The sequence below is a fragment of the Pseudomonas sp. GOM6 genome (assembly GCF_029537485.1).
Lineage (GTDB): Bacteria > Pseudomonadota > Gammaproteobacteria > Pseudomonadales > Pseudomonadaceae > Aquipseudomonas.
This window is the reverse complement of the sequence record NZ_JARPUS010000001.1, coordinates 85198-110624: the sequence shown is the minus strand read 5'-3', so window position 1 is coordinate 110624 and position 25427 is coordinate 85198. Positions and strand designations below refer to the sequence as shown.

Sequence of the window (25427 nt, the reverse complement as noted above, 5' to 3'; positions counted from 1 at the left end):
GGTTAACGTCAGTATCGATCAGTTATTTAGGGGCGGCGGTAAACTTCTCTCGCCTTCGCCACCCCACGACTCAACCGAAGAACCAGTAGCACACGCCAATCGCCGCCAGCACCCCGGCCAGGTCGGCCAGCAGGGCGCAGCCCACGGCGTGGCGCGCGCGCTGGATGCCGACCGCGCCGAAGTACACGGCCAGCACGTAGAAGGTGGTCTCGGTGCTGCCCTGCACGGTGGCGGCAAGCAGCGCCGGGAAACTGTCCACACCCTGGCTTTGCATGGTTTCGATCAGCATGGCGCGCGCCGCACTGCCGGAGAACGGTTTGACCAGCGCGGTGGGCAGGGCGTCGACGAAACGGTTGTCCCAGCCCAGCCAGTCGACCAGCGCGCGAATGCCGTCGAGGCCGAAGTCCAGGGCGCCGGAAGCGCGCAACACGCCGATGGCGCAGAGCATCGCCACCAGGTACGGCAGCAGGTTCTTGGCCACGTCGAAGCCTTCCTTGGCGCCTTCGACGAAGGTTTCGTACACCGGCACCTTGCGCAGCCAGCCGACCAGCAGGAACAGCAGGATCAGGCCGAACAGGGTCAGGTTGCCGAGCAGCGCCGACAGCTCCTTGAGCGCCACCGCGCCGAGGCTGGCCAGCAGCGCCATGAAACCACCCAGCAGCAGCGCACCGGGAACCAGGTAGGCCAGCACTACCGGGTCCCACAGGCGCAGGCGCTGCATCAGCGCCACCGACAGCAGGCCGGCCAGGGTCGAGGCGCTGGTGGCCAGGAGGATCGGCAGGAACACCAGGGTCGGGTCCTCGGCGCCCTGCTGCACCCGGTACATGAAGATCGACACCGGCAGCAGGGTCAGCGACGAGGCGTTGAGCACGAGGAAGAGGATCTGCGCGTTGCTCGCCACCGTGGCGCTGGGGTTGAGCTCCTGCAGCGCCTTCATGGCCTTGAGGCCGATCGGCGTGGCGGCATTGTCCAGGCCCAGGCCGTTGGCGGCGAAGTTGAGGGTGATCAGGCCGAGGGCGGGGTGGCCGCGCGGCACCTCGGGCATCAGGCGGGCGAACAGCGGGCCGAGGGCGCGACCGAGCAGGTCGACCAGGCCGGCCTTTTCGGCGATGCGCAGAAAGCCCAGCCACAGGGTCAGGGTGCCGAACAGCACCACCATCAGCTCGACCGACAGCTTGGCCATGGCGAACAGGCTTTCCACCATGGCCGCCCACACGGCCGGGTCACCGCCCAGCCAGCGCACCCCGGCGGCCAGCGCCGCCACCACGAAAAAACCCAGCCACAGGCCGTTGAGCATGCCGCACCCCCGCTTCAGTTGCGGGGGATGATAACCCTTGGCGCGCGCCGCCAGGCAAAGCATCAGGAGAGCAAAGCGAGAACTCCACCACCTTGCCAATGCGCCAGGCCGCGTACAATCCGCGCCCTTCCCTTCAACCCTGCCAGATTGAAAAGGATTTCAAGATGCGCCGTACCACCAGCCTCACCCCTCTACTGCTTGCACTTGCCAGCCTCGGCGGCTGCGCCAACCTGACCGAGCGCGACAACTCGCCAGCCCAGGCCGTCTACGCCCCGGAAGACACACCCAGCGCCTTGCCGATGGAAGCCGCTGACGGCACGGTGTTCTGCTACGAAATCATCGTCTGCCCACTGGTCACGAGCGCCGACCTGCCAGCCAACGAGATCCGCTGACCCCAGCGCCGCAGGGCAGCACCTGGCAGGTCGCCGAAAAGCCACACAGCACCGGCCAGGCTTTCTACAACCGGCTAGTCCCGCCCCACCCCACCTTCCAGCTTGCGCCAGAGCAGGCGTAGCGCCGCCTTGCGCGACAGCACCCAGCGGTACACGCGGATCTCCAGTGGAATCTGCCAGCTCTCCGCGCCACACACCGCCAGCTCGCCGCGCGCCAGCTCGGCAGTCACCGACAGCCGCGGCACCCAGGCCACGCCGAGCCCCTGCAGGGCCATGGTCTTGAGGCTGTCGGCCATGGCCGTTTCGTACACCGTGGTCGAGCGCAGCGCGCGCTGGCGCAGCAGCTGGTTGACCGAGCGCCCGAGGAAGGTGCCACTGCTATAGGCCAGCAAGGGGACGCTCTGCCCGCCGTCGAGGTCGTATAGCGGCGCACCCTCCTCACCGACGGCGCAGACCGGCAGCATGGCCGTGCTGCCCAGGTGCATCGAGGGAAAGATGTCCGCCGGCAGCTGCAGCGCCGCATCCGGGTCGTAGAACGCCAGCAGCAGGTCGCAACTGCCCTCGCGCAGCAGGTGCACCGCGTCACCGACGTTGGCCGCCACCAGGCGGGTCGACAGCGGCAGACCATCACGGCGCAGGCGCGCGATCCATTCGGGGAAGAAGCCGAGGGTCAGGGAATGCGCAGCAGCGATCTGCAGCACCTCGCCCTGCTGCCCCTCCAGATGGTGCAGATGGCGCACGGCCTCGCTCAGCTGCTCGACCACGTTACGCGCGGTGACCAGGAACAACTGCCCAGCCTCGGTCAGCTCCACCGGCGTGCGGGTGCGATTGATCAGGGTCAGCCCCAGGGCTTCCTCCAGGCTGCGAATGCGCCGGCTGAAGGCCGGCTGGGTGACGAAGCGCTTCACCGCCGCCTGGGAAAAACTGCGGGTAGCGGCCAGCGCGACGAAGTCCTCCAGCCATTTGCTTTCCAGATTCATGCAGTAGCGCCTTCGTTAAATATTCTGCACACACGATTGAGCATTCGAGTCACATCTACGTTATGCCGATTGTGCATAGGTCAGCCACCAACAGCATTGGCCTAAAAACGGCTACAGGCCGCACTATACACACCCATCGCGGCAATCGCCGTATTCCCCGAGAAAACTCTCATCATGTCCGCTGCTGCATCTACCCGCATCGAAAAAGACCTGCTTGGCACCCTCGAAGTCCCCGCCGAAGCCTATTACGGCATCCAGACCCTGCGAGCCGTGCAGAATTTTCGACTGTCCGGCGTAACGCTGTCCCACTACCCGAAACTGGTCATCGCCTTGGCCATGGTCAAGCAGGCCGCCGCCGACGCCAACCGCGAGCTGGGCCACCTGCCCGCCGCCAAGCACACGGCGATCAGCACCGCCTGCGCGCGCATCATCCAGGGTGAGTTCCACGAGCAGTTCGTGGTCGACATGATCCAGGGCGGCGCCGGCACCTCGACCAACATGAATGCCAACGAGGTGATCGCCAACATTGCCCTGGAGGCCATGGGGCATGAGAAGGGCGAGTACAAGCACCTGCACCCGAACAACGACGTGAACATGGCGCAGTCGACCAACGACGCCTACCCGACCGCCATCCGCCTGGGCTTGCTGCTCGGCCACGACAGCCTGCTCAACGCCCTGGACAAGCTGATCAACTCACTGGCCGCCAAGGGCCTGGAGTTCGGCCATGTGCTGAAGATGGGTCGTACCCAGCTGCAGGACGCCGTGCCGATGACCCTCGGCCAGGAGTTCCGCGCCTTCGCCACCACCCTCGGCGAGGACCTGCAGCACCTCAAGCTGCTCGCTCCGACCCTGCTGCACGAGGTCAACCTGGGCGGCACCGCGATCGGCACCGGCATCAACGCCGACCCGAAATACCAGCAGCTGGCCGTGCAGCGCCTGGCCATCATCAGCGGCCACCCGCTGAAACCGGCCGCCGACCTGATCGAAGCCACCAGCGACATGGGCGCCTTCGTGCTGTTCTCCGGCATGCTCAAGCGCACCGCGGTCAAGCTGTCCAAACTGTGCAACGACCTGCGCCTGCTCTCCAGCGGCCCGCGCACCGGTATCAACGAGATCAACCTGCCGCCGCGCCAGCCGGGCAGCTCGATCATGCCGGGCAAGGTCAACCCGGTGATCCCGGAAGCGGTCAACCAGGTGGCCTTTGAAGTGATCGGCAACGACCTGGCCCTGACCCTCGCCGCCGAAGGTGGCCAGCTGCAGCTGAACGTGATGGAGCCGCTGATCGCCTACAAGATCTTCGACTCGATCCGCCTTCTGACCCGCGCCATGGACATGCTGCGCGAGCTGTGCATCGACGGCATCACCGCCAACGAAGCCCACTGCCGCGCCCTGATGGAGAACTCCATCGGCCTGATCACCGCGCTCAACCCCTACATCGGCTACGAGAACGCCACCCGCATCGCCAAGACCGCGCTGGACAGCGGCCGCGGCGTGCTGGAGCTGGTACGCGAAGAGCAACTGCTGGACGAGGCCACGCTGGCCGACATCCTGCGCCCGGAAAACATGATCGCCCCGCGCCTGGTGCCGCTCAGCGCCTGACCCGGCGATCTACCGGAAACAGTTCATAGACGAGGCTCTCACCGGCCTCACCACTCTGGGATGGCTTCGGCCATCCCTTTTTTTGCCTGCGGCCTGGCGGCAGGCGAAATCACCTGCCCGGATTCATCCTCTCTAGAACTTCTCCGCGCGCAGCACCTGCACTTCGGCCAGGTAGCAGACCATGGCATAGTGGGCGTAGTAGCGCTGCTGCAGGTGCTCGGCGATACGCTCGGCCAGCTCGCGGGTACAGATCACCTCCAGGCGGATATTGCCTTCAGTGTCCCAGCCAGCGCTGCGCACACCACGAGCGCCGCGACCGCGAGCATCGGAGATGGTCCAGCCGGGGGCACCAAGGGTTTCCAGGTCGGCCTCCAGTTTCTTCTCCAACGCCGCTTCGCCAATGACGGTGAGCAGGGTGCGGGTATGCGTATTCATCTCAGAGCCCCCAGGCGATCAGTTGCTCGGCCAGCGCCAGATACAGCGGTATACCGATGAGGATATTGAAGGGAAAGGTGATGCCCAGTGAGGCGGTCAGCGACAGCGAAGGGTTGGCCTCGGGCAAGGCCAGGCGCAAGGCCGCCGGCACGGCGATATAGGACGCCGAGGCCGCCAGGGTAGCGAGCATCGCCGTACCGCCCAGGCTCAGGCCCATGAAACGCGCCAGCAGCGCGCCGATCAACGCACCGAGCAGCGGCATCAACAGGGCGAACGCGGCCAGGCGCAGGCCAAACTGTTTCAGCGCACCGAGCTGGCCGGACGCGATCAGGCCCATTTCCAGCAGGAAGAACGCCAGCACTGGCTTGAACATGCTGGTGTACAGCGGTTCCAGCGGCTTGATCGCCTCCTTGCCGGCGATGGCGCCGATCACCAGGCCGCCGAGCAGCAGCATGATGCTCTTGCCCAGGAAGATCTCTCGCCCCAGCTCGCGCCACTGAGTATCGCGGCTGATGCCCTTGGCCAGGACGATGCCGACCAGGATCGCCGGAATTTCCAGAATCGCCACGAACAACGGCATGTAGCTCTCGAACGCGACCTCGCGCGAGGCCAGAAAGGCCACCACCACAGCGAAGGTACCGGCACTGACCGAGCCATAGTGCGCCGCCACCGCCGCCGCATTGACCCGATCGAAGCGCAGCCCGCGCAGCAGGACGAAAGCCAGCAGCGGCAAGCCCATGCCCAGCAGTAATACCAGGCCGGCCTGGCCCAGCAGCTGGGTACTGGCCTGCTCGGCCAGTTCCACCCCGCCATGCAGGCCGATGGCCAGGAGCAGGATGATCGACAGGGTTTCGTAAAGCGCCGCCGGCAACTTCAACTCGCTCTTCAGCAGGCCAGCCACCAGGCCGAAGACGAAGAACAACACCACCGGATCCAACACACACCTCCTTTCTTGCGGGCAAAAAAAAGGGGCGCTTGTGCGCCCCAGGGACTTAACCTTCGATTTCGACTAAGACTTCGCCGGGGTTGACCCGGTCACCCTTGGCCACATGCACGGCCTTGACCGTACCGGCAATCGGCGCCTGCACCTCGGTTTCCATCTTCATCGCCTCGGTGATCAGCACGGCCTGGCCGGCCTTGACCTTGTCACCCTCTTTGACCAGCACGTCGACGATATTGCCCGGCATGGTGGTCGACACGTCGCCCGGTGCGCTGGCGCTCTTGCGCTTGCCACCGCTGCCGGCGACGAAATCGTTGAGTGGCTCGAACACCACCTCTTCCGGCATGCCGTCGATGGACAGGTAGAAGTGGCGCTTGCCATCGCCCTTCACGCCCACGCCGGTGATGTCCACGCGGTAGCTCTCGCCGTGCACGTCGACCACGAACTCGGTCGGTACGCCCTCGCCACCGGCCGGAGCCGCTCCGCCAGCCTGCGGAATCGGCAGCAGCACTTCGGGGGTCAGGGTGCCGGCCTCGCGCTCTTCGAGGAACTTGCGCCCGATGTCGGGGAACATGGCGAAGGTCAGCACGTCCTCCTCGGACTTGGCCAGCGCGCCGATCTCGCTGCGCAGGCGGTCCAGCTCAGGCTTGAGCAGGTCGGCCGGGCGCACGTCAATCACGTCCTCGCTGCCGATGGCCTGCTTGCGCAGCTCCTCGTTGACCTTGCCCGGCGCCTTGCCGTAACGCCCCTGCAGGTAGAGCTTCACCTCGTTGGTGATGGTCTTGTAGCGCTCACCGGCCAGCACGTTGAAGAACGCCTGGGTGCCGACGATCTGCGAGGTCGGCGTCACCAGCGGCGGGAAGCCGAGGTCTTCGCGCACCCGCGGGATTTCCGCCAGCACTTCGTTCATGCGGTTGAGCGCGCCCTGCTCCTTGAGTTGGTTGGCCAGGTTGGAAATCATCCCGCCCGGCACCTGGTTGACCTGCACGCGGGTGTCGACGCCGGTGAATTCGCTCTCGAACTGGTGGTACTTCTTGCGCACGGCGTGGAAGTACATGCCGATTTCCTGGATCAGCTCCAGGTCCAGGCCGGTGTCGTAGGGCGTGCCGCGCAGCGCGGCGACCATCGACTCGGTGCCTGGGTGGCTGGTGCCCCAGGCGAAGCTGGAGATCGCCGTGTCGATGCGGTCTGCACCGTTTTCCACGGCCTTGAGCTGGCACATGCTGGCCACGCCGGCGGTGTCGTGCGAGTGCACCACCACTTCCAGCGGCAGGGCATCCTTCAGCGCCTTGACCAGATCGCCGGTGGCGTAGGGGGTGAGCAGCCCGGCCATGTCCTTGATGGCGATGGAGTCGACGCCCATGGCGGCCATCTGCTTGGCCTGCTCGACGAAGGCGTCGATGGTGTGCACCGGGCTGGTGGTGTAGGCGATGGTGCCCTGGGCGTGCTTGCCGGCGGCCTTCACCGCCTCGATGGCCACGCGCAGGTTACGCACGTCGTTCATCGCGTCGAAGATACGGAATACGTCGATGCCGTTGACCGCCGCCTTGGCGACGAAGGCGCGCACCACGTCGTCGCTGTAGTGACGGTAGCCGAGCAGGTTCTGCCCGCGCAGGAGCATCTGCAGACGGGTGTTCGGCAGCGCGGCCTTGAGCTTGCGCAGACGCTCCCACGGGTCTTCCTTGAGGAAGCGCACGCAGGCGTCGAAGGTGGCGCCGCCCCAGACTTCCAGCGACCAGTAGCCGACTTTGTCCAGCTTGTCGCAGATCGGCAGCATGTCTTCGGTGCGCATGCGCGTGGCGATGATCGACTGATGGGCATCGCGCAGGATGGTGTCGGTAACGCTGATTTTCTTGCTCATGGTGTAAATCCTTCCCCTACAGGCCGGCGTGGGCGGCAATGGCGGTGGCGATGGCGATGGCCAGGTGCGACGGGTTGCGTTTGATCGAGTACTGGGTCAGCTCCGGGTGGCTCTCGACGAAGCTGGTGTTGAACTCGGCGCTGCGGAACTCGGGGTTGCGCAGGATTTCCTGGTAGTAGGGCGCGGTGGTGCGCACGCCCTGCACGCGCATGTCATCGAGGGCGCGCAGGCCGCGATCCATCGCCTCTTCCCAGGTCAGCGCCCAGACGATCAGCTTCAGGCACATCGAGTCGTAGTAGGGCGGAATGGTGTAGCCGGTATAGATCGCCGTATCGGTACGCACGCCGGGGCCGCCGGGAGCGTAGTAGCGGGTGATCTTGCCGAAGGACGGCAGGAAGTTGTTCTTCGGGTCCTCGGCGTTGATGCGGAACTGCAGGGCATAGCCGCGGTGGATGATGTCTTCCTGCTTGACCGACAGCTCCAGGCCGGAGGCGATGCGGATCTGCTCGCGGACGATGTCGATGCCGGTGATTTCCTCGGTGATGGTGTGCTCCACCTGCACCCGGGTGTTCATCTCCATGAAGTACACCTCGCCCTCGGCGAGCAGGAACTCCACAGTGCCGGCGTTCTCGTAGCCCACCGCCTTGGCCGCGCGTACGGCCAGGTCGCCGATATAGGCGCGCTGTTCGGGGGTCAGCTGCGGGCTGGGGGCGATTTCGATCAGCTTCTGGTTGCGGCGCTGGATCGAGCAGTCACGCTCGAACAGGTGCACGGTATTGCCGAAGCTGTCGGCGAGGATCTGCGCCTCGATGTGCTTGGGATTGACGATGCATTTTTCCAGGAAGACCTCCGCGCTGCCGAAGGCCTTGGTCGCCTCGGAGATCACCCGCGGAAAGTTCTGCTCCAGCTCCTCGCGGCTGTTGCAGCGGCGGATGCCGCGCCCGCCACCACCGGAGGTGGCCTTGAGCATCACCGGATAACCGATGCGGTCACCCTCGCGCAGCGCCTCGTGGATGTCCGCCACGTTGCCTTCGGTACCCGGGGTGCAGGGCACGCCAGCAGCCATCATGCTGCGCCGCGCCTCGGTCTTGTCGCCCATGCGGCGGATCACTTCGGCCGAGGGGCCGATGAACTTGATCCCGCGCTCGGCGCAGATCTCGGCCAGTTCGGCGTTTTCGGAGAGAAAGCCGTAGCCCGGATGCAGGGCATCGCAGCCGGTTTCCACCGCCAGGTTCACCAGCTTGCGCGGGTTCAGGTAGCCGGCCAGCGGGTCGTCACCGATGCTGTGCGCCTCGTCGGCACGCTTGACGTGCAGGGCGTGGCGATCCGCCTCGGAGTAGATGGCCACCGAGCGGATGCCCATCTCGGCACAGGCACGCACGATGCGCACGGCAATTTCGCCGCGGTTGGCGATGAGTATTTTCTTGATCACGAGCCAGGCTCCTCGATCACGTGAACAAAGGGCCGCTTGGATGCGGTCTATGGATGACCGCCCGGGCCGCAGCGGTCTTGCCTCAAAGCTAGCGCCGATAGTGGATTAACCAAAATGAATATTTGTTGGGTTATCCATTAGTAAAGACTTATAGTCATTTGAAAAGGAACCGCAAGAGAGCTGTAATAAATGCGTAAGTCATTGATGCGAATGACCTTTCGCCAGCTGCAAATTTTTCGTGCCGTATGCGAAAGCCGCTCCTACAGCCGCGCCGCGGAAGAAATGGCGCTGACCCAACCGGCCGTCAGCCTGCAGATCCGTCAGCTGGAAGAGCTGGTCGGCCAGCCTCTGTTCGATTACGTGGCCAAGAAGCTGCACCTGACCCCCGCCGCCGAAGCCCTGCTGCGCGCCAGCGAAGACGTGTTCGGGCGCCTGGAGGCTCTGGACATGCAGCTCTCCGACCTACAGGGCTCGCTGCAAGGCCAGCTCAGCCTGGCCGTGGAGTCCAGCGCCAAGTACCTGGTGCCCCACTTGTTCGCCGCCTTCCGCGAACAGCATCCGGAGGTCAGCCTGCAGCTGGTGGTGGTCAACCATGCCCAGGCGGTACGCCGCCTGTCGGTGAGCCGTGACGACCTGCTGATCATGTCGCAACCGCCGGGCGATCAGGCTCTGGACTTCTTCCCCTTCCTGACCAATTCGATCATCGCCGTAGCACCGCCGAATCATGCGCTGTGCTCGGTGGAGAAACTGCGCCTGACCGACCTCAGCGGCTTCCCCTTGCTCCTGCGCGAAGCCGGCTCCGGTACCCGCCGCGCGACCGAGGAATACTGCTACCAGAAGCGCGCGCATTTCCCCCAGACCCTGGAGGTTGGCTCCTGCGAGGCCCAGGTTGAAGCGGTCATCGCCGGCCTCGGCATTGCTCTGCTTCCGCGCCATGCCGTGCGCCTGGAACTGGGCCAGGGCCTGTTGCGCGAACTGCCGGTAGAAGAGTTGCCACTGCAGCGCAGCTGGTGCGTGGTACACGCACGCGGCAAACGCCTGTCGCCGGTGGCGCAGGCGTTCCGCGACTTCATTCGCAACGAACGGGTGCAGATTACCGCGCTGGAACAGCGCTTCAGCGAAGCAACCGGCGCTTAGGCCGCACGCGGTTCGCTGGCGCGCTTGGCAAACCGGTAACTGGCGGGAATCAGGTCAGGGAAGTCGTCGAGGTCATGCTGCAGGCGACGCTGCTCGGCGTAGTCTTCGATGGCCCGGCGGAAGGCCATGCGGCGCTGGTCTTCCAGCTTGCGGCGGGTCTTGCTGTCGAGAACGGGTTCGGCGTGATGCAGATTCATCGCGAGGCTCCTGGTCCGGTGACGAGAGCCCAGCGTGCCGGTGCGGCGTGACGCTAGCGCGGCGGCGCGGTGAATTTTCCATGAACGCCCGGTGACACCGCTCAGTCTTCCGCGCTGCGCACCGACTTGGGCGACAGGCGCAGACTGCGCAGGCTGCGCTTGACGCTCTTGAGGTGGTTGACCAGGTCCGGACCACGGGCCATGGCCACGCCCATGGCCAGCACGTCGATCACCACCAGATGGGCGATGCGCGAGGTCAGCGGGGTATAGATCTCGGTGTCTTCCTGCACATCAATGGCCAGGTTGACGTCGGCCAGGTCAGCCAGCGGGGTCTGTCCCGGGCACAGGGTGATCAGCGTGGCGCCGGACTCGCGCACCAGGTTGGCGGTGATCAGCAGATCCTTGGAGCGCCCGGACTGGGAGATGCAGATGGCCACGTCGGTCGGCTTGAGCGTGACCGCGCTCATCGCCTGCATGTGCGGGTCGGAATAAGCCGCGGCGGTCAGCAGCAGGCGGAAGAACTTGTGCTGCGCGTCGGCGGCCACCGCGCCGGAGGCACCGAAACCATAGAATTCGATGCGCCGCGCATTGGCGATGGCGTTGATGGCCTTCTCCAGCGCCTGCGGGTCGAGGCGCTCGCGCACTTCCATCAGGGTGTGCAGGGTGGTGTCGAAGATCTTCAGGCTGAAGTCGCTCACCGAGTCGTTCTCGCTGATCGAGAACTGACCGAAGCTGGCACCGGCCGCCAGGCTCTGCGCCAGCTTCAGCTTGAGGTCCTGGAAGCCGCTGCAGCCGATGGCACGGCAGAAGCGCACGATGGTCGGCTCGCTGATGCCGACCTCCTGAGCCAGGTCGGCCATGGAGCTGTGCATCACCGCCGAAGGATCCTGCAGGACGTGTTCGGCCACTTTCAGTTCGGACTTGCGAAGCAGGTTTCGCGACTGGGCAATATGCTGCAGAAGATTCACAGGCAGGACTCTGAATAGGTGGCGGGTGAGAAACATCAGCAGCCGGCGACAGCCTGACTCGCAGTGCCTTCTCCCGGCCTGTTATGATCGATTGTAGTGACCGTGTAGTTATACTACATGAACAGCCACCCCGCACAGGCAAACACGGCCGGAGTCTTCTCGTTGAATAGCCCCTGCGACATGCTGGTCTTCGGCGGTACCGGTGATCTGGCCCTGCACAAGCTGCTACCAGCCCTCTATCACCTGCACCGCGACGGTCGCCTGGGCACCGAGATGCGCATCATCGCCGTGGCCCGCAACCCGCTGGAGCGTAGCGCCTACCAGGCCCTGGCCGAGCGCCGGGTACGCGCCCAGGTCGCCCGCAGCGACTTCGACAACGACACCTGGTCCAGCTTCGCCGCACGCCTCGACTACCTGTCCCTGGATCTGTCGCAGAGCGCCGAATTCGGTCGCCTCGGCAAGTTTCTCGCGGCCCGCGGCTGCAACCGCGGACGCATCTACTACCTGGCCACCGCACCCAATCTGTTCGAAGCCATCGCCGAACACCTGGCCATCGCCGGGCTGGCCGGCAGCGACACGCGCATCGTGCTGGAAAAACCGATCGGCCATTCGCTGGAGTCGGCCCAGGAGATCAACGCCACCATCGGCGCAGTGTTCAGCGAGGCCCAGGTGTTTCGCATCGACCACTACCTGGGCAAGGAGACGGTGCAGAACCTGATGGCCCTGCGCTTCGCCAATGCCCTGTTCGAGCCCATCTGGCGCGCCGGGCACATCGACCACGTGCAGATCAGCGTCAACGAGACCCTCGGCGTGGAAAATCGCGGCGCCTACTACGACCAGGCCGGCGCCATGCGCGACATGGTGCAGAACCACCTGCTGCAGTTGCTCTGCCTGGTCAGCATGGAGGCGCCGGTACGCTTCGATGCCGAATCGGTGCGCAACGAGAAGGTGAAGATCCTCGAAGCGCTCAAGCCCATCGCCGGCCTCGACGTGCACGACAAGACCGTGCGCGGCCAGTACGTCGCCGGCAAGATCGGCGGGCAGGAAGTACCGGCCTACTACTTCGAGAAACATGTCGACAACGACAGCGATACCGAGACCTTCGTCGCCATTCAGGCGGAGATCGACAACTGGCGCTGGGCCGGCGTGCCTTTCTACCTGCGCACCGGCAAGCGCATGGCCAAGAAGCGCTCGGAGATCGTCATCCAGTTCAAGCCGGTGCCGCATCGCCTGTTCGACAGCAGCCAGGCCAACCGCCTGGTCATCAGCCTGCAGCCGGAAGAGCGCATCACCCTGCAGCTGATGGGCAAGAGCCCGGGCAAGGGCATGCGCCTGACGCCGATGGAGCTGGATCTCAACCTGGCCCAGGTATTCCCGCAGAAGCGCCGCTGGGATGCCTACGAGCGCCTGCTGCTGGACGTGATCGAGGGCGACTCGACGCTGTTCATGCGCCGCGACGAAGTCGAGGCAGCCTGGGCCTGGGTCGATCCGATCATCAAGGGCTGGCAGAACAACTACCAGGACCCGCGCCCCTACCCCGCCGGCAGCGACGGCCCGGAGCAGGCCAGCACCCTGCTGGAGCTGGCCGGGCGCGCGTGGGAAGACTGAAACAAAAAGGCCGGTGAATCATTTCACCGGCCTTCGTTCAACCGCACTGCCAATTAGCCGCGAATCTTGTAGATATCCTCTTCGGACACCTTGGCGTACTCCTGCAGGCGCTTGAAGTAAGCGGTCTGCGCTTCGTACACCTTGCTTGCGGCCGGATCGGCGGCAGCGGCCGCGGTGACCACTTCGGCGGCAACACCCTTGAGCTTGGCCAGCACCTCGTCCGGCAGGCGGCGCACTTCCACGCCCTCTTGCTTGAGGGTTTCCAGCGCTTCCATGTTGCGCGCGTTGTAGTCGTCGAGCATGTCGCCGTTCACGTCACGGGCGGCGGCGCGAACAATGGCCTGCAGGTCGGCCGGCAGGGTTTCCCAGGCCTTCAGGTTGACGTCCAGCTCAAAGGTTACGTTCGGCTCCTGCCAGCCCGGGGTGTAGTAGTACTTGGCAGCTTTATGCAGACCCAGGGCCAGGTCGTTGTACGGGCCGATCCACTCGGTGGCGTCGATGGCGCCGGTCTGCAGGGCGGTGAAGATCTCGCCGGCCGGCAGGTTGACCACGGTGCCGCCCATCTTGGTCAGCACTTCGCCGCCCAGGCCCGGGGTACGCATCTTCAGGCCTTCGAAGTCGGCCGGGGAGTTGATTTCCTTGTTGAACCAGCCGGCGGTCTGCACACCGGTGGAGCCGCACAGGATCGGCAGCACGCCGAACGGCTTGTACACCTCCTCCCACAGCTGCATGCCGCCGCCCTTGAACAGCCAGGCATTCATCTCGGCAGCATTGGGGCCGAACGGCAGGGCGCAGAAGAACTGGGCGGCCGGCACCTTGCCCTTCCAGTAGTAGGGCGCGCCGTGCCCCATCTCGGCGGTGCCGCGGGACACCGCGTCGAAGACTTCCAGAGCCGGCACCAGCTCGCCGGCGGCATAGACCTTGACGGTCAGACGGCCGCCGCTCATCTCGTTGACCAGCTTGGCGAAACGCTCGGCGCCCACGCCCACGCCAGGGAAGTTCTTCGGCCAGGAAGTGACCATTTTCCAGGTGAAGGTCTCTCCACCGCCACTGCCACCCTTCTGCGGTTCGCAGTTCGCCTCGGGCTGCTTGCTGCAGCCGGCCAGCGCGGTGGCAGCCAGGCCGACACCGGCGGCGGCGATGATGTCACGACGTTTCATGCAAGACTCCTTATTGTTGTAGGAACCCCGCCCATGGACAGCGCAAGGTTCAATTGGTCAGACCAGAGGATCACCCGGGCCAGACTGAGCCCCATCACATTAGGGCCTGCCGACGTTCAAGCCTAGCCGCTTCGACTAAAGTTGTAGGTGGATTGCTGGGCTATCCACAGCCTGCGAGAATCGCGAGCCTGCGCCGAAGAGCGCAGCCTCTCGCGCCGCCACAAGCGGTCGCTGCCTTGCCAACACATTACAAGAAGGACCCACGATGTCCGCCTCCACTCCCCCGCTTCTCGGCTTCGCCAACGCGCTCAGCGCGGCGAATGCCTGGCTGGGCCGGGCCTGCGCCTGGCTGACCCTGTTCCTCGTCATCGGCACTGCCGTAGTCGTGGTTCTGCGCTACGGCTTCGGCATTGGCGCCACCGCCCTGCAGGAAGCCGTGATGTACGCGCACGCCATGGTGTTCATGGGCGCCGCGGCCTGGACCCTACAGCGCGGCGGCCATGTGCGCGTGGACATCTTCTACCAGAAGTTTTCCGGCCGTAAGCAGGCCCTGGTGGAGATCCTCGGCAACATCCTGTTCCTCCTGCCGTTCTGCCTGTTCCTCGGCTGGAACAGCTGGGACTATGTCAGCGCGTCCTGGTCGACCCTGGAGAAATCCGGCGAAAGCGGCGGCCTGCCGCTGGTGTACCTGCAGAAGACCATCATCCTGGTACTGGTCTTCAGTCTGGTGCTGCAAAGCGTGGCAGAACTGATCAAGTACGCCCATGTCCTGACCGGCAAGATTCCCGCGCCGGAGGTGAAGCATGGCTGAGTTGATGGCGATTCTGCTGTTCGTCAGTATCTGCCTGGCCCTGATGGGCGGCTTCCCGGTGGCCTTCACCCTGGGCGGTGTCTCGCTGCTATTCGCCGGTATCGGCATTGCCACCGGCACCTTCGACGGCGGTTACCTGCACGCCCTGCCCAACCGCCTGTTCGGCATCATGAACAACCAGACCATGCTGGCCGTGCCGCTGTTCGTGTTCATGGGCGTGATGCTGGAGAAATCCAGGGTGGCGGAAGACCTGCTGGAGTCCATGTCGCGCCTGTTCGGCACCCTGCGCGGCGGCCTGGCGATCTCCGTGTGCGTGGTCGGCGCCCTGCTCGCCGCCAGCACCGGCATCGTCGGCGCCACCGTGGTGACCATGGGCCTGCTGGCCCTGCCGACCATGCTGCGCCGTGGCTACGACCCGGCCATCGCCACCGGCACCCTGGCCGCCACCGGCACCCTGGGGCAGATCATCCCGCCGTCGATCGTACTGGTCCTGCTCGGCGACGTGATGTCCAGCGCCTATTCGCAGGCGCAGCTGAAGATGGGCATCTTCTCGCCGAAGACCGTGTCGGTCGGCGACCTGTTCGTCGGCGCGCTGATTCCTGGTCTGCTGCTGGTCGGCCTGTACATCCTCTACCTGATCTTCATCGCCATCACCCAGCCGAAGAAGTTGCCGGCCCTGCCGCAGGAAGAGCTGGGCCCGATCGAATGGGGCAAGCTGTTCGCCGCGCTGATTCCGCCGCTGCTGCTGATCGGCGCCGTACTCGGCTCGATCCTCGCCGGCTACGCCACCCCCACCGAGGCTGCAGCCCTGGGCGCGGTCGGCGCCATGCTGCTGGCCCTGAGCAAGCGCAAGCTGAACTTCAGCCAGCTCAAGGACGTGGCCTACGGCACCACCGAAATCAGCGCCATGGTGTTCCTGATCCTGATCGGCGCCTCGCTGTTCTCCCTGGTGTTCCGCGGCTTCGGCGGCGAAGTGCTGATCGAGGACGTGTTCTCCCAGCTGCCGGGCGGCGTACTGGGTGCGTTCTTCCTGGTGATGCTGGTGATCTTCCTGCTCGGCTTCATCCTCGACTTCATCGAGATCACCTTCGTGGTGGTACCGATCGTCGGTCCGGTGCTGCTGGCCATGGGCCTCGATCCGATCTGGCTGGGCGTAATGATCGCGCTGAACCTGCAGACCTCCTTCCTCACCCCGCCCTTCGGCTTCGCCCTGTTCTACCTGCGCGGCGTGACCCCGGCGAGCATCGCCACCAGCACCATCTACAAGGGGGTAGTGCCGTTCATTGCCATCCAGGTGCTGCTGCTGGTGATCGCCTACATCTGGCCGGAGCTGATCACCTGGCTGCCGGAGCAGGTCTACGGCAAGTGATGCCACTGCCCTGAGCGCACAAGGCCCGTTCCACACGGGCCTTGTCGTTTCTACAGGTCAGCCTCATCGACCAGCCGGGCCGTAGCAGCGTCGAGGGCATAGGCAGCCTGGGCCAGATCGTTGTCCACGGCTTCGATATGCAGGGTGCCGCTCACCCACAGCGGTGCGTAGATGTCCTCCAAGGCAATGCCCTGGGGATAGCGCACCAGCACGATCTGGTTCGGCGGCGGTGGCGGGACGTGGATGCAGGCACCTGGGTAAGGCACCAGGAAGAACAGCGTGCTGCGCCCCTGGGCATCACTTTCCAGCGGTACCGGGTAGCCGCCCAGGCGGATGGCCTTGCCGTCCAGCGCTGCCACGGTCTTGGCCGAATACATCACCGCCGGCAGATCCTGATCCTGCTGCTTGAGCCCACCCTTGCTGTCGAAGGTACCGGCCAGCTCGGGGGAGTCATGGCTGATCTCCGGCATGGCCTCCAGTGCCTGCTGATCCTCCAGTGGCATCAGCTCCAGCCAGTCGGTTTCAGCCAGTTCGGCGTGGCTCAACAGGGGCAACAACATCAGGCACAGCAACAGGCGACGCATGGCGGGCTCTCGTGACGGGAAAGCCGCTAAGACTAACGCCGCCGCGGCGCGGTTCCCACCTCAGCCTTTCTTGAGGGCACCGTAGATCACCAGGAGGATCACCGCGCCGATCACCGCCCCGATGAAACCGGCAGCCTGGCCGACCTGGTAGATGCCCAGCGCCTGACCACCGTAGGTCGCGGCGATGGAACCACCAATACCCAGCAGGATGGTCATCACCCAGCCCATGCTGTCGTCGCCCGGCTTAAGGAAGCGCGCGATCAATCCAACGATCAAACCGATGAAGATGGTGCCGATGATGCCCATTGGGAAGCTCCTTTCGCAGGGTCAGAAACGAACAAGGCGTGCCTCAGCACGCCTTGTTGTGACCAGAGCATAGCCCAGCGGTTCAGCCCTTGATCAGTGCCTCGACCTCGGCGATACGCGCCTTCAGAGTCGCCATGTCCTTGCTGCGAATCGTGGCGTGACCGACCTTGCGTCCGGCCTTGAAGGCCTTGCCGTAGTGGTGCAAGTGACAATCGGCGATGGCGGTTACCTGGCTCACCTCGGGCACGCTGCCGAGGAAGTTGAGCATGGCGCTCTCACCCACCTTCGCGGTCGAGCCCAGCGGCAGGCCGGCGACGGCGCGCAGGTGGTTCTCGAACTGGCTGCACTCGGCGCCTTCGATGGTCCAGTGCCCGGAGTTGTGCACGCGCGGGGCGATCTCGTTGGCCTTGAGGCCGCCGTCGACTTCGAAGAACTCGAAGGCCAGCACGCCGACATAGTCGAGCTTGCTCAGCACGCGGCCAACGTAGTCTTCGGCCAGTGCTTGCAACGGGTGGTCGGTGCTGGTGATGGACAGGGCCAGCACGCCGCTGTCGTGACGGTTGTGCACCAGCGGGTAGAAACGCGTCTCGCCGTCACGGCCGCGCACGGCCACCAGCGACACCTCGCCGGTGAAGGGCACGAAGCCTTCGAGAATGCACGGCACGCTGCCCAGCTCGGCGAAGGCGCCGACCACGTCTTCCGCCTTGCGCAGGACCTTCTGGCCCTTGCCGTCGTAACCCAGGGTGCGGGTCTTCATCACGGCCGGCAGACCGATGGCGGCGACAGCGGCATCGAGATCGGCCTGCGACTGGATATCGGCAAAGTCCGGAGTCGGGATGCCGAGATCCTTGAACATCGACTTCTCGAACCAGCGGTCACGGGCAATGCGCAGCGCTTCGGCGCTCGGATAGACCGGTACGAACTGCGAGAGGAAGGCCACGGTTTCAGCCGGCACGCTCTCGAACTCGAAGGTCACCAGGTCGACTTCGTCGGCCAGCTGGCGCAGGTGGTCCTGGTCGCCGTAATCGGCGCGGATGTGCTCGCCGAGCGCCTGGGCACAGGCATCCGGCGCCGGGTCAAGGAAGGCGAAGTCCATACCCAGCGGAGTGCCCGCCAGGGCCATCATGCGGCCCAGCTGGCCGCCACCGATTACACCGATCTTCATTGCGGGAAGTCTCTTGTTCAGGCTTCGCGGGGGTCCGGATTGTCCAGCACGGTCTGCGTCTGCTCGTCGCGGAACTGCTTGAGCTTGGCATGGAACTGCGGATGCTGGTGACCAAGAATGCTGGCGGCCAGCAGCGCGGCGTTGACCGCACCGGCCTTGCCGATGGCCAGGGTGGCGACCGGAATGCCGGCCGGCATCTGCACAATCGACAGCAGCGAGTCGACGCCGGAGAGCACGGCGGACTGCACCGGCACGCCGAGTACCGGCAGATGCGTCTTGGCCGCGCACATGCCCGGCAGGTGGGCGGCGCCACCGGCACCGGCGATGATGACCTGGATGCCGCGTTCCTCGGCCTGTTCGGCGTACTGGAACAGCAGATCCGGCGTGCGGTGGGCGGAAACCACCTTCACCTCGTAGGGGATGCCGAGCTTCTCCAGCATCTCCGCGGTATGGCTCAGGGTGCTCCAGTCGGACTTGGAACCCATGATCACGCCAACCAGTGCGCTCATCGTTGTGCCTCTTGTTCGGGCGCCTGGCGGCGCGACAAAAACCAACAAGCCACGCATTGGGCGTGGCTTGTCATGATTGGATCAGGCCTCTGGGGCCCCGAAGGCGGCGCATTATACCGGAAAGCCACGGCTCACGCGCCTATGGCGTGACCGTCCGTCTGTGTCAGAACGCAACCAGGGCAGAAGCGCCCGGTTCAGTACCAGTCCGGCTCAGCGGCCAGCTGCTCCAGCAACAGCTGACGCATGTCCTCATCCGGCTCACCGAGCCAGCGCTGACGGTCGTGCTGAGCAGGCGCTGCATCGACCGGCAGGGCTTGCGGCAGCTGCACCCAGAGGGCGTAGGCCTGCTGCTTGTCCCAGCTAAATGCAACGAACAGACGTTGGTGAAAGCAGTCGTAGCCATCGCACAGACGACCGACCAGGTACTGCTCACCATCGCTTTCCAGGGTCTGCATGGGCTGGCCCTGACCGTCCAGGTTGATGACCCAGTCGGGCAGGCGCTCCTCATCTTCGAGCACCGCCTGCCAGGTGTCCTGGTATTGCGGGTCACTGCGCAGGATCTGCTCCACGCGCATCTCAGCGCCGCTGCTGGTGGCCTGCGCGGTGCAGGCCAGGGTCAGCAGGGCGGCGGCCAACAGAGTGTGGCGGGATGTCATGGGCTCCTCCTCAGCTGCGAGGGCGGCGGCCCAGGATGAACGACAGGACGAACATCACCAGGAACACCAGGAACAGGATCTTGGCGATGCCGGCGGCAGTGCCAGCGATACCACCAAAGCCGAAAACGGCGGCAATGATGGCAACGATCAGGAAGGTAATGGACCAGCTAAGCATGGCGACTCTCCTACGCAGTCAACGGCTGCGGATGACGGTTGAGGCTGACGGACGCGGGTTGCGCCGACATGTCCTCGGTTTCGATCAGGCGGCTCTGCAGCAGGGCCTGACCAACCAGCAGGGCACTGATCAGACTGGCCAGGGCCAGCAAGGCGATCACACCCAGAACAAGCAGGGCATACATGACAGGGACCTCCTCAAAACACCCAGTGCACGGTGCGCCGGGCCTGCAGCGGATCGGCCCGTACAGCCAGCGGCGGAAATGGCTGCGGCTGGATCGCCTCTTGCTGACGCAGGCTGGACGAGGTCGGCCAGCTCAGGCCGGTAACCAGACCGAGCACCAGCAACAAGGCCGCGGGCGTCAACAGATGCAGGGCGTTCATGACGGTTTCTCCTGGCGTGCGGGCCGCCCATGCGGCGACCCGCCGTGGGCTCAGATCGTGCGCTTCACACCGCGCATGCGGTCGTGGCAGGCGCGCACCTTGGGCATCTCGCTCACCAGCAGCGGCTTGAGCTGCGCATCGGCGCTTTGCAGGGCGTCCTCGAAGGCGTGCAGGATGCGGTCCTCGGCCTCCTCCAACTGCGCCACGTAAGTGGCCGCCTCGTCGCTGACCAGGGTGGCCTTGGTATCGGCATAGACCTGGCGCAGCTTGCCAAGCAGGGTGCCGCCAGTGGCGGGCTGCTCGTGGTTGGCGGCGACACGGGCGGACAGCGCCTGAATCACCTCGACCTTGGCCCGCGACATCTCGCCGAACAGGCTCTTCAGGTGCTGGTCCTTGACCTCGCGGCTGGCGTGCTCATAGAAACGCTGGCCGTCTCGGGTGATCTCGATCAGTTCGTTGAGCTGAGCTGTTTGCTGGGTCATGGTTTTCTCCTTGTTGCGGCGTCACACGCCGGTTGGGGCGCCGGCGAAGTGCCGGCGCCGGGGAGTCAGCCGTCGATGCGCAGGGCGTCGGCATCAACGCCGCGCACACCGCGGATATTGCGGGCAGTCTCGATGGCCAGTTCCTTCTCGGCCGCGCTGAGCACGCTGCCACCGAGTTCGACCATGCCGGCCTTGGTCTCGACCGAGATATCCAGGCCATCGAGCTGGCGGTCATACAGGTAGCTGGACTTCACCTTGCTGGTGATCCAGGCATCGCTGATGGCGCGCGTGGTGTCTTCGGCCGCCTGCTGGGCCTGGGCGGCGGTGCTGTCGGCCTCACTCACGCTAAGGTGGTTGTTGACCCGCTCCACACCCTCGGTGTTTTGCGCCAGATGGCCAGCCAGCTCCTTGGCCTCGGCCGAGCGAGCGTTACCCTTGAGGGTGACCACGCCGTTCTGGGTGTCGACATCGATGTCCAGGCCCTCGGTATTGCTGTTCCACAGCAGCTTGGACTTGACCATGGCGGTCAGGGTGGCGTCATCGAATTGCTGGGCCAGGCTGCTTTCCTGCTGGCGCGGCTGGGTGTCGGGGTCCACCAGCAGACGGTTGTCCACCTTCTTCACGCCCTCGGTGCCGAGAGCCAGCTGGCCAGCCAGGTCGCGATCGATGTCGCTCTCCACCTTGCCGGTCAGCACGGCCACGCCGTTCTCCACATCCACATCGATGCTGAACGGGCTGAGATGGCGGTTGAGTGCGATCGCCGTCCAGATCGAGCCTTCCTGGCGCGCCTCACTGAGCTGGCGACCGAGATCACCCTCGGCGGCCTGGGCGGCCAGAGGTGAGAGGCCGAGCACACCGGCGGTCAGGGTGGCCAGGGCGAGTTTCTTCATCTGATACATGGCGGTTCCTCCAAATACGTGTCCGTTGCAGCCGCCGTGGCGACCGCTGGAGGAGATATCGCAAGCCCTGTGCCAGCCCTGGAGAATATTTTTTATTCTTATAAATCATATATTTAGCAGATACACATAGACGCCCACCGCTTGCATTGTGCAAGGTCGCCTGAAAATCACCGTGCAACTTGCACGACATTGCGCTGACTAAGCTGCACAGCAATAACGGAGAGCCAACGATGCCCAATAGCCCGAACAACAGTGGACGCATCCTGCTGGTGGACGATGAAGCCGCCATCCTGCGCACCTTCCGCTATTGCCTAGAAGACAGCGGCTATCAGGTGGCCACCGCCAGCAGTGCGGCCCAGGCCGAAACACTGCTGCAGCGCCAGGTGTTCGACCTGTGCTTCCTCGACCTGCGCCTGGGCGAAGACGATGGCCTGGAAGTGCTGCAACGCCTGCGCGTGCAGGCCCCCTGGATGCGCGTGGTGATCGTCACCGCCCACTCGGCGGTGGACAGCGCGGTAGACGCCATTCAGGCCGGCGCCGCCGACTATCTGGTCAAGCCGTGCAGCCCTGAGCAGCTGCGCCTGGCGGCCGCCAAACAACTGGAAGTGCGCCAGCTGGCCGCGCGCCTGGAAGCCCTGGAAGGCCAGATGAAACGCACCCAGGACGGCCTCGATTCGCACAGTCCGGCCTTCATGGCCGTATTGGAGACGGCCCGCCAAGTGGCAGCCACCGATGCCAACATCCTCATCCTCGGCGAATCCGGTACCGGCAAGGGCGAACTGGCCCGGGCCATTCACGGCTGGAGCCGACGCGCACGCAAACCCTTCGCCACCATCAACTGCCCGTCACTGACGACCGAGCTGATGGAAAGCGAACTGTTCGGCCACAGCCGCGGCGCCTTCACCGGCGCCAGCGAAAGCACCCTGGGCCGAGTCAGCCAGGCCGACGGTGGCACCCTGTTCCTCGACGAAATCGGCGACTTCCCGCTGCCGCTGCAACCCAAGCTGCTGCGCTTCATTCAGGACAAGGAATACGAACGGGTTGGCGACCCGGTGACGCGCCAGGCCGATGTACGCATTCTCGCCGCCACCAACCTCGATCTCGATGACATGGTGCGCGAGGGGCGTTTTCGCGAAGACCTGCTGTACCGCCTCAACGTCATTACCCTCAAACTGCCCCCCCTGCGTGAACGCCGGGAGGATGTCATGACCCTGGCCGAGCGTTTTCTCGCGCACTTTGTCAGCGAGTACGGGCGCCCGGCGCGCGCCTTCAGCAGTGAAGCCCTGGCCACCCTGCAGGACTATCACTGGCCCGGCAACGTGCGCGAACTGCGCAACGTGATCGAGCGGGCCAGTATCATCTGCCCCGGCACAGAAATCGAACCGACGCACCTCGGCCTCACGCCCAGCACCACGGACAACGCCGCCAGGGTCGGGGCCGCCTTGAGCCTGGAGGAGCTGGAGAAGGCCCATATCGCCGCCATGCTGGCCACCAGCCCGACCCTGGAACAGGCCGCCAGCACCCTGGGCATCGACGTCTCCACCCTGTACCGCAAACGCAAGCAGTACGGCCTATGAAACTGCGCAGCCGGCTGTTCATCAGCAGCAGCGCACTCATGACCCTGGCCCTGCTCGGCCTGCTGCTGGGCATGGCCAGCACCCTGCTGCTGACCCGCGAGCAGAACCAGGCCATGACCCGCAACCTGGAGATCATCGATGCCAGCCTCGGCATGCGCCAGGAGATGGGCAGCCAGGTCATCCTGCTGCTGCGTGACCGCCTGGATCGCCAGGCGCTGGAGGCCTCCGACCAGCGCTTCCGTCAGTGGCTGCAACGGGCGGCGGCGGGCGCCATCGATGACAGCGATCTGCAGGCGGTGACCGAGATCGAGCGTGCCTACAGCCACTTCGACCATTTCCTCGACAGCCCGCTGCAAATACGCCGCGACCTGCTCAATGACGACACCTTCGCCCTGGCCCTGCAGGCCTTGCGTGATCGTATCAATGCCGTGCAGACCCGCTATGTGCAGAGCGTGGAGCAGGAACAGCAGCAGGCCCGCGAGCGGGCCTGGCTGGTGGCCGGCCTGCTTGGCCTGATCAGCCTGGCGCTGCTGGTAACCGGTTTTCTGACGGCGCATGGCGTAGCCCAGCGCTTCGGCCGACCGCTCGAAGCGCTGGCCGCCGCCGCCGACCAGATTGGTCAGGGTGACTTCCAAATCGCCCTGCCGCAGACCCGCGAAGCCGAACTGGCTTCGCTGACCCAGCGCTTTGCCCAGATGGCCGAGGCGCTGAGGCAGTTCCGCGCCAGCCGGGTCGCAGAGCTGATCGCCAGCCAGCGGCGCCTGCAGGCGGTACTCGACAGCATCGATCACGGCTTGCTGATCATCGGCTGTGATGGCCGCCTGGAACATGGCAATCCCGTGGCACAGCGGCAATTCGGCTGGAACGAAGTGCCCACGGGACAAGCGTTGCCGCAACTGCTGGGACATGCCCCGCTGGCCGAGCAGCTGAGCCAGGCACTGGCGGGTGAGACCCCACGGCAGGGCGAAGACCTAGTGATCGACAGCGACGGCGAACAGCGCCTGCTCAGCTACAGCCTGACCCCGGTGCAGGATGAAGAGCGCGGCATCCTCGGGGCCGTCATGGTGCTGCGTGATGTCACCGCCCAGCGCGCCTTCGAGCGCGTGCGCGGGGAGTTCGTACTGCGCGCCTCGCATGAGCTGCGCACGCCGGTTACCGGCATCCACATGGCGTTCAGTCTGCTGCGTGAGCGGCTCGTCCTGCCCGAAGAGGGCCGCGAGCAGGATCTGATGCGCACGGTCGACGAGGAAATCCGCCGCCTGGTGCAGCTGATCGACGACCTGCTCAACTTCTCGCGCTACCAGAATGGCCTGCAGATCCTGCGGCGCGAGCCTTGCGACCTGGCCGAGCTGCTTGAACAGGCCCGTGAGCGTTTTGCCCTGGAAGCCGCAGAGCGCCAGGTGACACTCAGCGCCGCCAGCGAGCAGCCACTGCCGCGCCTGAGCCTCGATGCGGGGCAGATCGCCAGGGTGCTGGATAACCTGATCAGCAACGCCCTGCGCCACAGCGAACCGGGTGATGAGGTGCAGCTGCAGGCAAAACGCCAGGGTGAGCGCGTGATCATCAGCGTACAGGACCAGGGCCAGGGCATCCCCTTCAGCCAGCAGACCCGCATCTTCGAGCCCTTTGTCCAGGTCGGCCCGCGCAAGGGCGGTGTCGGCCTGGGCCTGGCCCTGTCGCGGGAGATCGTGCAATTGCACAGCGGCCTGCTCGGTGTGCACTCACGACCGGGCCAGGGCGCGAACTTCTACCTCAGCCTGCCGGTATGAGGCTTCCGTTAACCTGCAACGCGCAGACAGCGTAGGTTGGGCTGAGGTGCGCTGCGCCGAAGCCCAACAACGGAGCCGCCTGGTCACCCGGCGGGTTCCGCCACGCTCAACCTAGGCGACCCCAACCTACACCACGTCACCCCCTTGCATGCCCATGGCCTCGGGCAGCCAACGCAAAAAAGCCGCCCGTAGGCGGCCTTGATGTGATCGCTGCTCAGCGCAGGACCGGGTCGAACTTGTAGCGGCGCCCTATCAGCAGCGCCAGCACGGAGGCCACGGCAGCCACAGAGGCCAGACACTTGAGCAGCATCGCCACGGTGACATCCAGTTGGGGATACAGCCACAGCACGGCCAGGCTAAGCAGGGTCGTGATCAGCATGCAAACGGCACTTCGGGACATGACAGGCTCCTTGCTCAGAACACCCAACGCGGTGTGTGGTCGAGGGATTGGGGCTGACGCACAGCCGTTTCGGTGTCTGGCTCGGAGATGCGCAGCCAGTGGCCGTCCTGGCGCGTGGCATCAAAGGCCTGACGATGCAGACTGGCAAACGGCTGTAGGGCGTCCGCATCGCGCTTCTCGACGAGCAGGTGAGCCGGCACACGGAAGTCGGCAGCTCGGCCATTCGCCTCGATGGAATCATTGGCGTAAGCGCCGCTGACCAGCAATGCAGCAGCACAAAACAGGCTCAGGGGGGCGGTGTACATGGCGCTTCTCCATCAGCAGTCAGTCGGGCTT

29 protein-coding genes are annotated in these 25427 nt (G+C 65.1%); 8 read left to right on the top strand and 21 right to left on the bottom strand.

Annotated elements, in window-relative coordinates; all coding sequences use genetic code 11:
- Positions 1-70: 70 nt before the first annotated feature.
- The gene (locus tag P7A97_RS00565) at positions 71-1297 is read right to left on the bottom strand and encodes a spore maturation protein (protein WP_277687979.1); all 1227 of its coding nucleotides are present in this window, start codon (positions 1295-1297) and stop codon (positions 71-73) included.
- A 164-nt stretch (positions 1298-1461) separates the two neighbouring features.
- On the opposite strand from P7A97_RS00565, the gene P7A97_RS00560 reads away from it, so the two are divergent.
- Positions 1462-1689: a hypothetical protein gene (locus P7A97_RS00560; RefSeq protein WP_277687978.1), complete on the top strand. Its 228-nt coding sequence runs from the start codon at positions 1462-1464 to the stop codon at positions 1687-1689.
- Positions 1690-1763: 74 nt separating this feature from the next.
- Here P7A97_RS00560 and P7A97_RS00555 read toward each other — a convergent pair whose 3' ends face one another.
- A complete protein-coding gene (locus tag P7A97_RS00555; RefSeq protein ID WP_277687977.1) occupies positions 1764-2669 on the bottom strand; it encodes a LysR substrate-binding domain-containing protein in 906 nt (301 codons plus the stop codon).
- Positions 2670-2843: 174 nt separating this feature from the next.
- On the opposite strand from P7A97_RS00555, the gene P7A97_RS00550 reads away from it, so the two are divergent.
- Positions 2844-4268 (top strand): aspartate ammonia-lyase, encoded by a 1425-nt coding sequence (locus P7A97_RS00550; protein WP_277687976.1) that lies wholly within the window; start codon positions 2844-2846, stop codon positions 4266-4268.
- Positions 4269-4400: 132 nt separating this feature from the next.
- Here P7A97_RS00550 and P7A97_RS00545 read toward each other — a convergent pair whose 3' ends face one another.
- From P7A97_RS00545 to P7A97_RS00530, 4 genes are read right to left on the bottom strand one after another with little or no spacing between them, the layout of a single operon-like run.
- Positions 4401-4703, bottom strand: coding sequence for a transcriptional regulator (locus P7A97_RS00545; RefSeq protein WP_277687974.1), 303 nt, complete (start codon positions 4701-4703; stop codon positions 4401-4403).
- A 1-nt stretch (position 4704) separates the two neighbouring features.
- On the bottom strand, positions 4705-5643 hold the full coding sequence (locus P7A97_RS00540) for a sodium-dependent bicarbonate transport family permease (RefSeq protein WP_277687973.1): 939 nt from the start codon (positions 5641-5643) through the stop codon (positions 4705-4707).
- A 52-nt stretch (positions 5644-5695) separates the two neighbouring features.
- Positions 5696-7504: a sodium-extruding oxaloacetate decarboxylase subunit alpha gene (gene oadA / locus P7A97_RS00535; RefSeq protein WP_277687972.1), complete on the bottom strand. Its 1809-nt coding sequence runs from the start codon at positions 7502-7504 to the stop codon at positions 5696-5698.
- 16 nt (positions 7505-7520) lie between these two features.
- A complete protein-coding gene (locus P7A97_RS00530) occupies positions 7521-8936 on the bottom strand; it encodes an acetyl-CoA carboxylase biotin carboxylase subunit (protein ID WP_277687971.1) in 1416 nt (471 codons plus the stop codon).
- A 189-nt stretch (positions 8937-9125) separates the two neighbouring features.
- Between P7A97_RS00530 and P7A97_RS00525 the strand changes: the two genes are divergently transcribed.
- The gene (locus P7A97_RS00525; RefSeq protein ID WP_277687970.1) at positions 9126-10073 is read left to right on the top strand and encodes a LysR family transcriptional regulator; all 948 of its coding nucleotides are present in this window, start codon (positions 9126-9128) and stop codon (positions 10071-10073) included.
- Here P7A97_RS00525 and P7A97_RS00520 read toward each other — a convergent pair.
- Positions 10070-10270: a transcriptional regulator gene (locus P7A97_RS00520; protein WP_277687969.1), complete on the bottom strand. Its 201-nt coding sequence runs from the start codon at positions 10268-10270 to the stop codon at positions 10070-10072. The genes P7A97_RS00525 and P7A97_RS00520 overlap by 4 nt on opposite strands.
- 101 nt (positions 10271-10371) lie before the next feature.
- On the bottom strand, positions 10372-11238 hold the full coding sequence (gene hexR / locus P7A97_RS00515) for a transcriptional regulator HexR (RefSeq protein WP_277687968.1): 867 nt from the start codon (positions 11236-11238) through the stop codon (positions 10372-10374).
- A gap of 117 nt (positions 11239-11355) precedes the next feature.
- Between hexR and zwf the strand changes: the two genes are divergently transcribed.
- Positions 11356-12846, top strand: a complete 1491-nt coding sequence (gene zwf / locus P7A97_RS00510; RefSeq protein ID WP_277687967.1) for a glucose-6-phosphate dehydrogenase — start codon at positions 11356-11358, stop codon at positions 12844-12846.
- Between the two features lie 53 nt (positions 12847-12899).
- Here the strand turns inward: zwf and P7A97_RS00505 are convergent, their stop codons facing one another.
- Positions 12900-14006, bottom strand: coding sequence for a TRAP transporter substrate-binding protein (locus P7A97_RS00505; RefSeq protein WP_277687966.1), 1107 nt, complete (start codon positions 14004-14006; stop codon positions 12900-12902).
- 265 nt (positions 14007-14271) lie between these two features.
- On the opposite strand from P7A97_RS00505, the gene P7A97_RS00500 reads away from it, so the two are divergent.
- Both P7A97_RS00500 and P7A97_RS00495 read left to right on the top strand, forming a co-directional pair.
- On the top strand, positions 14272-14817 hold the full coding sequence (locus P7A97_RS00500; RefSeq protein WP_277687965.1) for a TRAP transporter small permease subunit: 546 nt from the start codon (positions 14272-14274) through the stop codon (positions 14815-14817).
- Entirely contained in the window at positions 14810-16186 is a 1377-nt protein-coding gene (locus P7A97_RS00495; RefSeq protein WP_277687964.1) for a TRAP transporter large permease subunit, read from the top strand. Before P7A97_RS00500 ends, P7A97_RS00495 begins: the two co-directional genes overlap by 8 nt.
- Positions 16187-16236: 50 nt before the next feature.
- On the opposite strand, the gene P7A97_RS00490 is transcribed toward P7A97_RS00495, so the two are convergent.
- From P7A97_RS00490 to P7A97_RS00445, 10 genes are all read right to left on the bottom strand, one after another.
- A complete protein-coding gene (locus P7A97_RS00490; protein ID WP_277687963.1) occupies positions 16237-16770 on the bottom strand; it encodes a DUF3299 domain-containing protein in 534 nt (177 codons plus the stop codon).
- Between the two features lie 60 nt (positions 16771-16830).
- The gene (locus P7A97_RS00485) at positions 16831-17076 is read right to left on the bottom strand and encodes a GlsB/YeaQ/YmgE family stress response membrane protein (protein WP_277687962.1); all 246 of its coding nucleotides are present in this window, start codon (positions 17074-17076) and stop codon (positions 16831-16833) included.
- An 82-nt stretch (positions 17077-17158) separates the two neighbouring features.
- Entirely contained in the window at positions 17159-18241 is a 1083-nt protein-coding gene (locus tag P7A97_RS00480) for a 5-(carboxyamino)imidazole ribonucleotide synthase (RefSeq protein ID WP_277687961.1), read from the bottom strand.
- Between the two features lie 17 nt (positions 18242-18258).
- Positions 18259-18750 carry a 5-(carboxyamino)imidazole ribonucleotide mutase gene (gene purE, locus P7A97_RS00475; RefSeq protein ID WP_277687960.1) on the bottom strand — a complete coding sequence of 164 codons (492 nt, stop codon included), beginning with the start codon at positions 18748-18750 and terminating at the stop codon, positions 18259-18261.
- 194 nt (positions 18751-18944) lie between these two features.
- A complete protein-coding gene (locus P7A97_RS00470; protein ID WP_277687959.1) occupies positions 18945-19406 on the bottom strand; it encodes an inhibitor of vertebrate lysozyme family protein in 462 nt (153 codons plus the stop codon).
- Between the two features lie 10 nt (positions 19407-19416).
- Positions 19417-19581, bottom strand: coding sequence for a DUF1328 domain-containing protein (locus P7A97_RS00465; protein WP_277687958.1), 165 nt, complete (start codon positions 19579-19581; stop codon positions 19417-19419).
- A 10-nt stretch (positions 19582-19591) separates the two neighbouring features.
- Complete coding sequence (locus tag P7A97_RS00460) at positions 19592-19765, bottom strand: hypothetical protein (RefSeq protein ID WP_277687957.1); 174 nt, start codon at positions 19763-19765, stop codon at positions 19592-19594.
- Positions 19766-19778: 13 nt separating this feature from the next.
- Positions 19779-19964, bottom strand: a complete 186-nt coding sequence (locus tag P7A97_RS00455) for a hypothetical protein (RefSeq protein WP_277687956.1) — start codon at positions 19962-19964, stop codon at positions 19779-19781.
- 50 nt (positions 19965-20014) lie between these two features.
- Positions 20015-20446: a PA2169 family four-helix-bundle protein gene (locus tag P7A97_RS00450; protein ID WP_277687955.1), complete on the bottom strand. Its 432-nt coding sequence runs from the start codon at positions 20444-20446 to the stop codon at positions 20015-20017.
- A gap of 65 nt (positions 20447-20511) precedes the next feature.
- Complete coding sequence (locus P7A97_RS00445; RefSeq protein ID WP_277687954.1) at positions 20512-21345, bottom strand: BON domain-containing protein; 834 nt, start codon at positions 21343-21345, stop codon at positions 20512-20514.
- A 230-nt stretch (positions 21346-21575) separates the two neighbouring features.
- On the opposite strand from P7A97_RS00445, the gene algB reads away from it, so the two are divergent.
- Both algB and P7A97_RS00435 read left to right on the top strand, forming a co-directional pair.
- Complete coding sequence (gene algB / locus P7A97_RS00440; RefSeq protein ID WP_277687953.1) at positions 21576-22922, top strand: sigma-54-dependent response regulator transcription factor AlgB; 1347 nt, start codon at positions 21576-21578, stop codon at positions 22920-22922.
- The gene (locus P7A97_RS00435) at positions 22919-24691 is read left to right on the top strand and encodes a KinB sensor domain-containing domain (protein WP_277687952.1); all 1773 of its coding nucleotides are present in this window, start codon (positions 22919-22921) and stop codon (positions 24689-24691) included. The genes algB and P7A97_RS00435 overlap by 4 nt, the downstream gene beginning before the upstream one ends.
- A 214-nt stretch (positions 24692-24905) precedes the next feature.
- Here the strand turns inward: P7A97_RS00435 and P7A97_RS00430 are convergent, their stop codons facing one another.
- Both P7A97_RS00430 and P7A97_RS00425 read right to left on the bottom strand, forming a co-directional pair.
- The gene (locus tag P7A97_RS00430; protein WP_277687951.1) at positions 24906-25091 is read right to left on the bottom strand and encodes a PA3371 family protein; all 186 of its coding nucleotides are present in this window, start codon (positions 25089-25091) and stop codon (positions 24906-24908) included.
- A 14-nt stretch (positions 25092-25105) separates the two neighbouring features.
- Positions 25106-25396, bottom strand: coding sequence for a hypothetical protein (locus P7A97_RS00425; protein WP_277687950.1), 291 nt, complete (start codon positions 25394-25396; stop codon positions 25106-25108).
- Between the last annotated feature and the right edge of the window lie 31 nt (positions 25397-25427).

Excerpts from the sequence above, each read along its gene's own strand:
- P7A97_RS00455 (WP_277687956.1), bottom strand. The coding sequence starts at position 19,964 with ATGAACGCCCTGCATCTGTTGACGCCCGCGGCCTTGTTGCTGGTGCTC.
- P7A97_RS00560 (WP_277687978.1), top strand. The coding sequence starts at position 1,462 with ATGCGCCGTACCACCAGCCTCACCCCTCTACTGCTTGCACTTGCCAGC.
- P7A97_RS00485 (WP_277687962.1), bottom strand. The coding sequence starts at position 17,076 with ATGGGCATCATCGGCACCATCTTCATCGGTTTGATCGTTGGATTGATC.
- P7A97_RS00425 (WP_277687950.1), bottom strand. The coding sequence starts at position 25,396 with ATGTACACCGCCCCCCTGAGCCTGTTTTGTGCTGCTGCATTGCTGGTC.
- P7A97_RS00465 (WP_277687958.1), bottom strand. The coding sequence starts at position 19,581 with ATGCTTAGCTGGTCCATTACCTTCCTGATCGTTGCCATCATTGCCGCC.
- P7A97_RS00435 (WP_277687952.1), top strand. The coding sequence starts at position 22,919 with ATGAAACTGCGCAGCCGGCTGTTCATCAGCAGCAGCGCACTCATGACC.
- P7A97_RS00505 (WP_277687966.1), bottom strand. The coding sequence starts at position 14,006 with ATGAAACGTCGTGACATCATCGCCGCCGCCGGTGTCGGCCTGGCTGCC.
- P7A97_RS00450 (WP_277687955.1), bottom strand. The coding sequence starts at position 20,446 with ATGACCCAGCAAACAGCTCAGCTCAACGAACTGATCGAGATCACCCGA.
- P7A97_RS00445 (WP_277687954.1), bottom strand. The coding sequence starts at position 21,345 with ATGTATCAGATGAAGAAACTCGCCCTGGCCACCCTGACCGCCGGTGTG.
- P7A97_RS00460 (WP_277687957.1), bottom strand. The coding sequence starts at position 19,765 with ATGTATGCCCTGCTTGTTCTGGGTGTGATCGCCTTGCTGGCCCTGGCC.
- P7A97_RS00480 (WP_277687961.1), bottom strand. The coding sequence starts at position 18,241 with ATGAAGATCGGTGTAATCGGTGGCGGCCAGCTGGGCCGCATGATGGCC.
- P7A97_RS00495 (WP_277687964.1), top strand. The coding sequence starts at position 14,810 with ATGGCTGAGTTGATGGCGATTCTGCTGTTCGTCAGTATCTGCCTGGCC.
- P7A97_RS00525 (WP_277687970.1), top strand. The coding sequence starts at position 9,126 with ATGCGTAAGTCATTGATGCGAATGACCTTTCGCCAGCTGCAAATTTTT.
- P7A97_RS00565 (WP_277687979.1), bottom strand. The coding sequence starts at position 1,297 with ATGCTCAACGGCCTGTGGCTGGGTTTTTTCGTGGTGGCGGCGCTGGCC.
- purE (WP_277687960.1), bottom strand. The coding sequence starts at position 18,750 with ATGAGCGCACTGGTTGGCGTGATCATGGGTTCCAAGTCCGACTGGAGC.
- P7A97_RS00550 (WP_277687976.1), top strand. The coding sequence starts at position 2,844 with ATGTCCGCTGCTGCATCTACCCGCATCGAAAAAGACCTGCTTGGCACC.
- algB (WP_277687953.1), top strand. The coding sequence starts at position 21,576 with ATGCCCAATAGCCCGAACAACAGTGGACGCATCCTGCTGGTGGACGAT.
- P7A97_RS00520 (WP_277687969.1), bottom strand. The coding sequence starts at position 10,270 with ATGAATCTGCATCACGCCGAACCCGTTCTCGACAGCAAGACCCGCCGC.
- P7A97_RS00555 (WP_277687977.1), bottom strand. The coding sequence starts at position 2,669 with ATGAATCTGGAAAGCAAATGGCTGGAGGACTTCGTCGCGCTGGCCGCT.
- P7A97_RS00490 (WP_277687963.1), bottom strand. The coding sequence starts at position 16,770 with ATGCGTCGCCTGTTGCTGTGCCTGATGTTGTTGCCCCTGTTGAGCCAC.
- P7A97_RS00545 (WP_277687974.1), bottom strand. The coding sequence starts at position 4,703 with ATGAATACGCATACCCGCACCCTGCTCACCGTCATTGGCGAAGCGGCG.
- P7A97_RS00430 (WP_277687951.1), bottom strand. The coding sequence starts at position 25,091 with ATGTCCCGAAGTGCCGTTTGCATGCTGATCACGACCCTGCTTAGCCTG.
- oadA (WP_277687972.1), bottom strand. The coding sequence starts at position 7,504 with ATGAGCAAGAAAATCAGCGTTACCGACACCATCCTGCGCGATGCCCAT.
- zwf (WP_277687967.1), top strand. The coding sequence starts at position 11,356 with ATGAACAGCCACCCCGCACAGGCAAACACGGCCGGAGTCTTCTCGTTG.
- P7A97_RS00500 (WP_277687965.1), top strand. The coding sequence starts at position 14,272 with ATGTCCGCCTCCACTCCCCCGCTTCTCGGCTTCGCCAACGCGCTCAGC.
- P7A97_RS00470 (WP_277687959.1), bottom strand. The coding sequence starts at position 19,406 with ATGACATCCCGCCACACTCTGTTGGCCGCCGCCCTGCTGACCCTGGCC.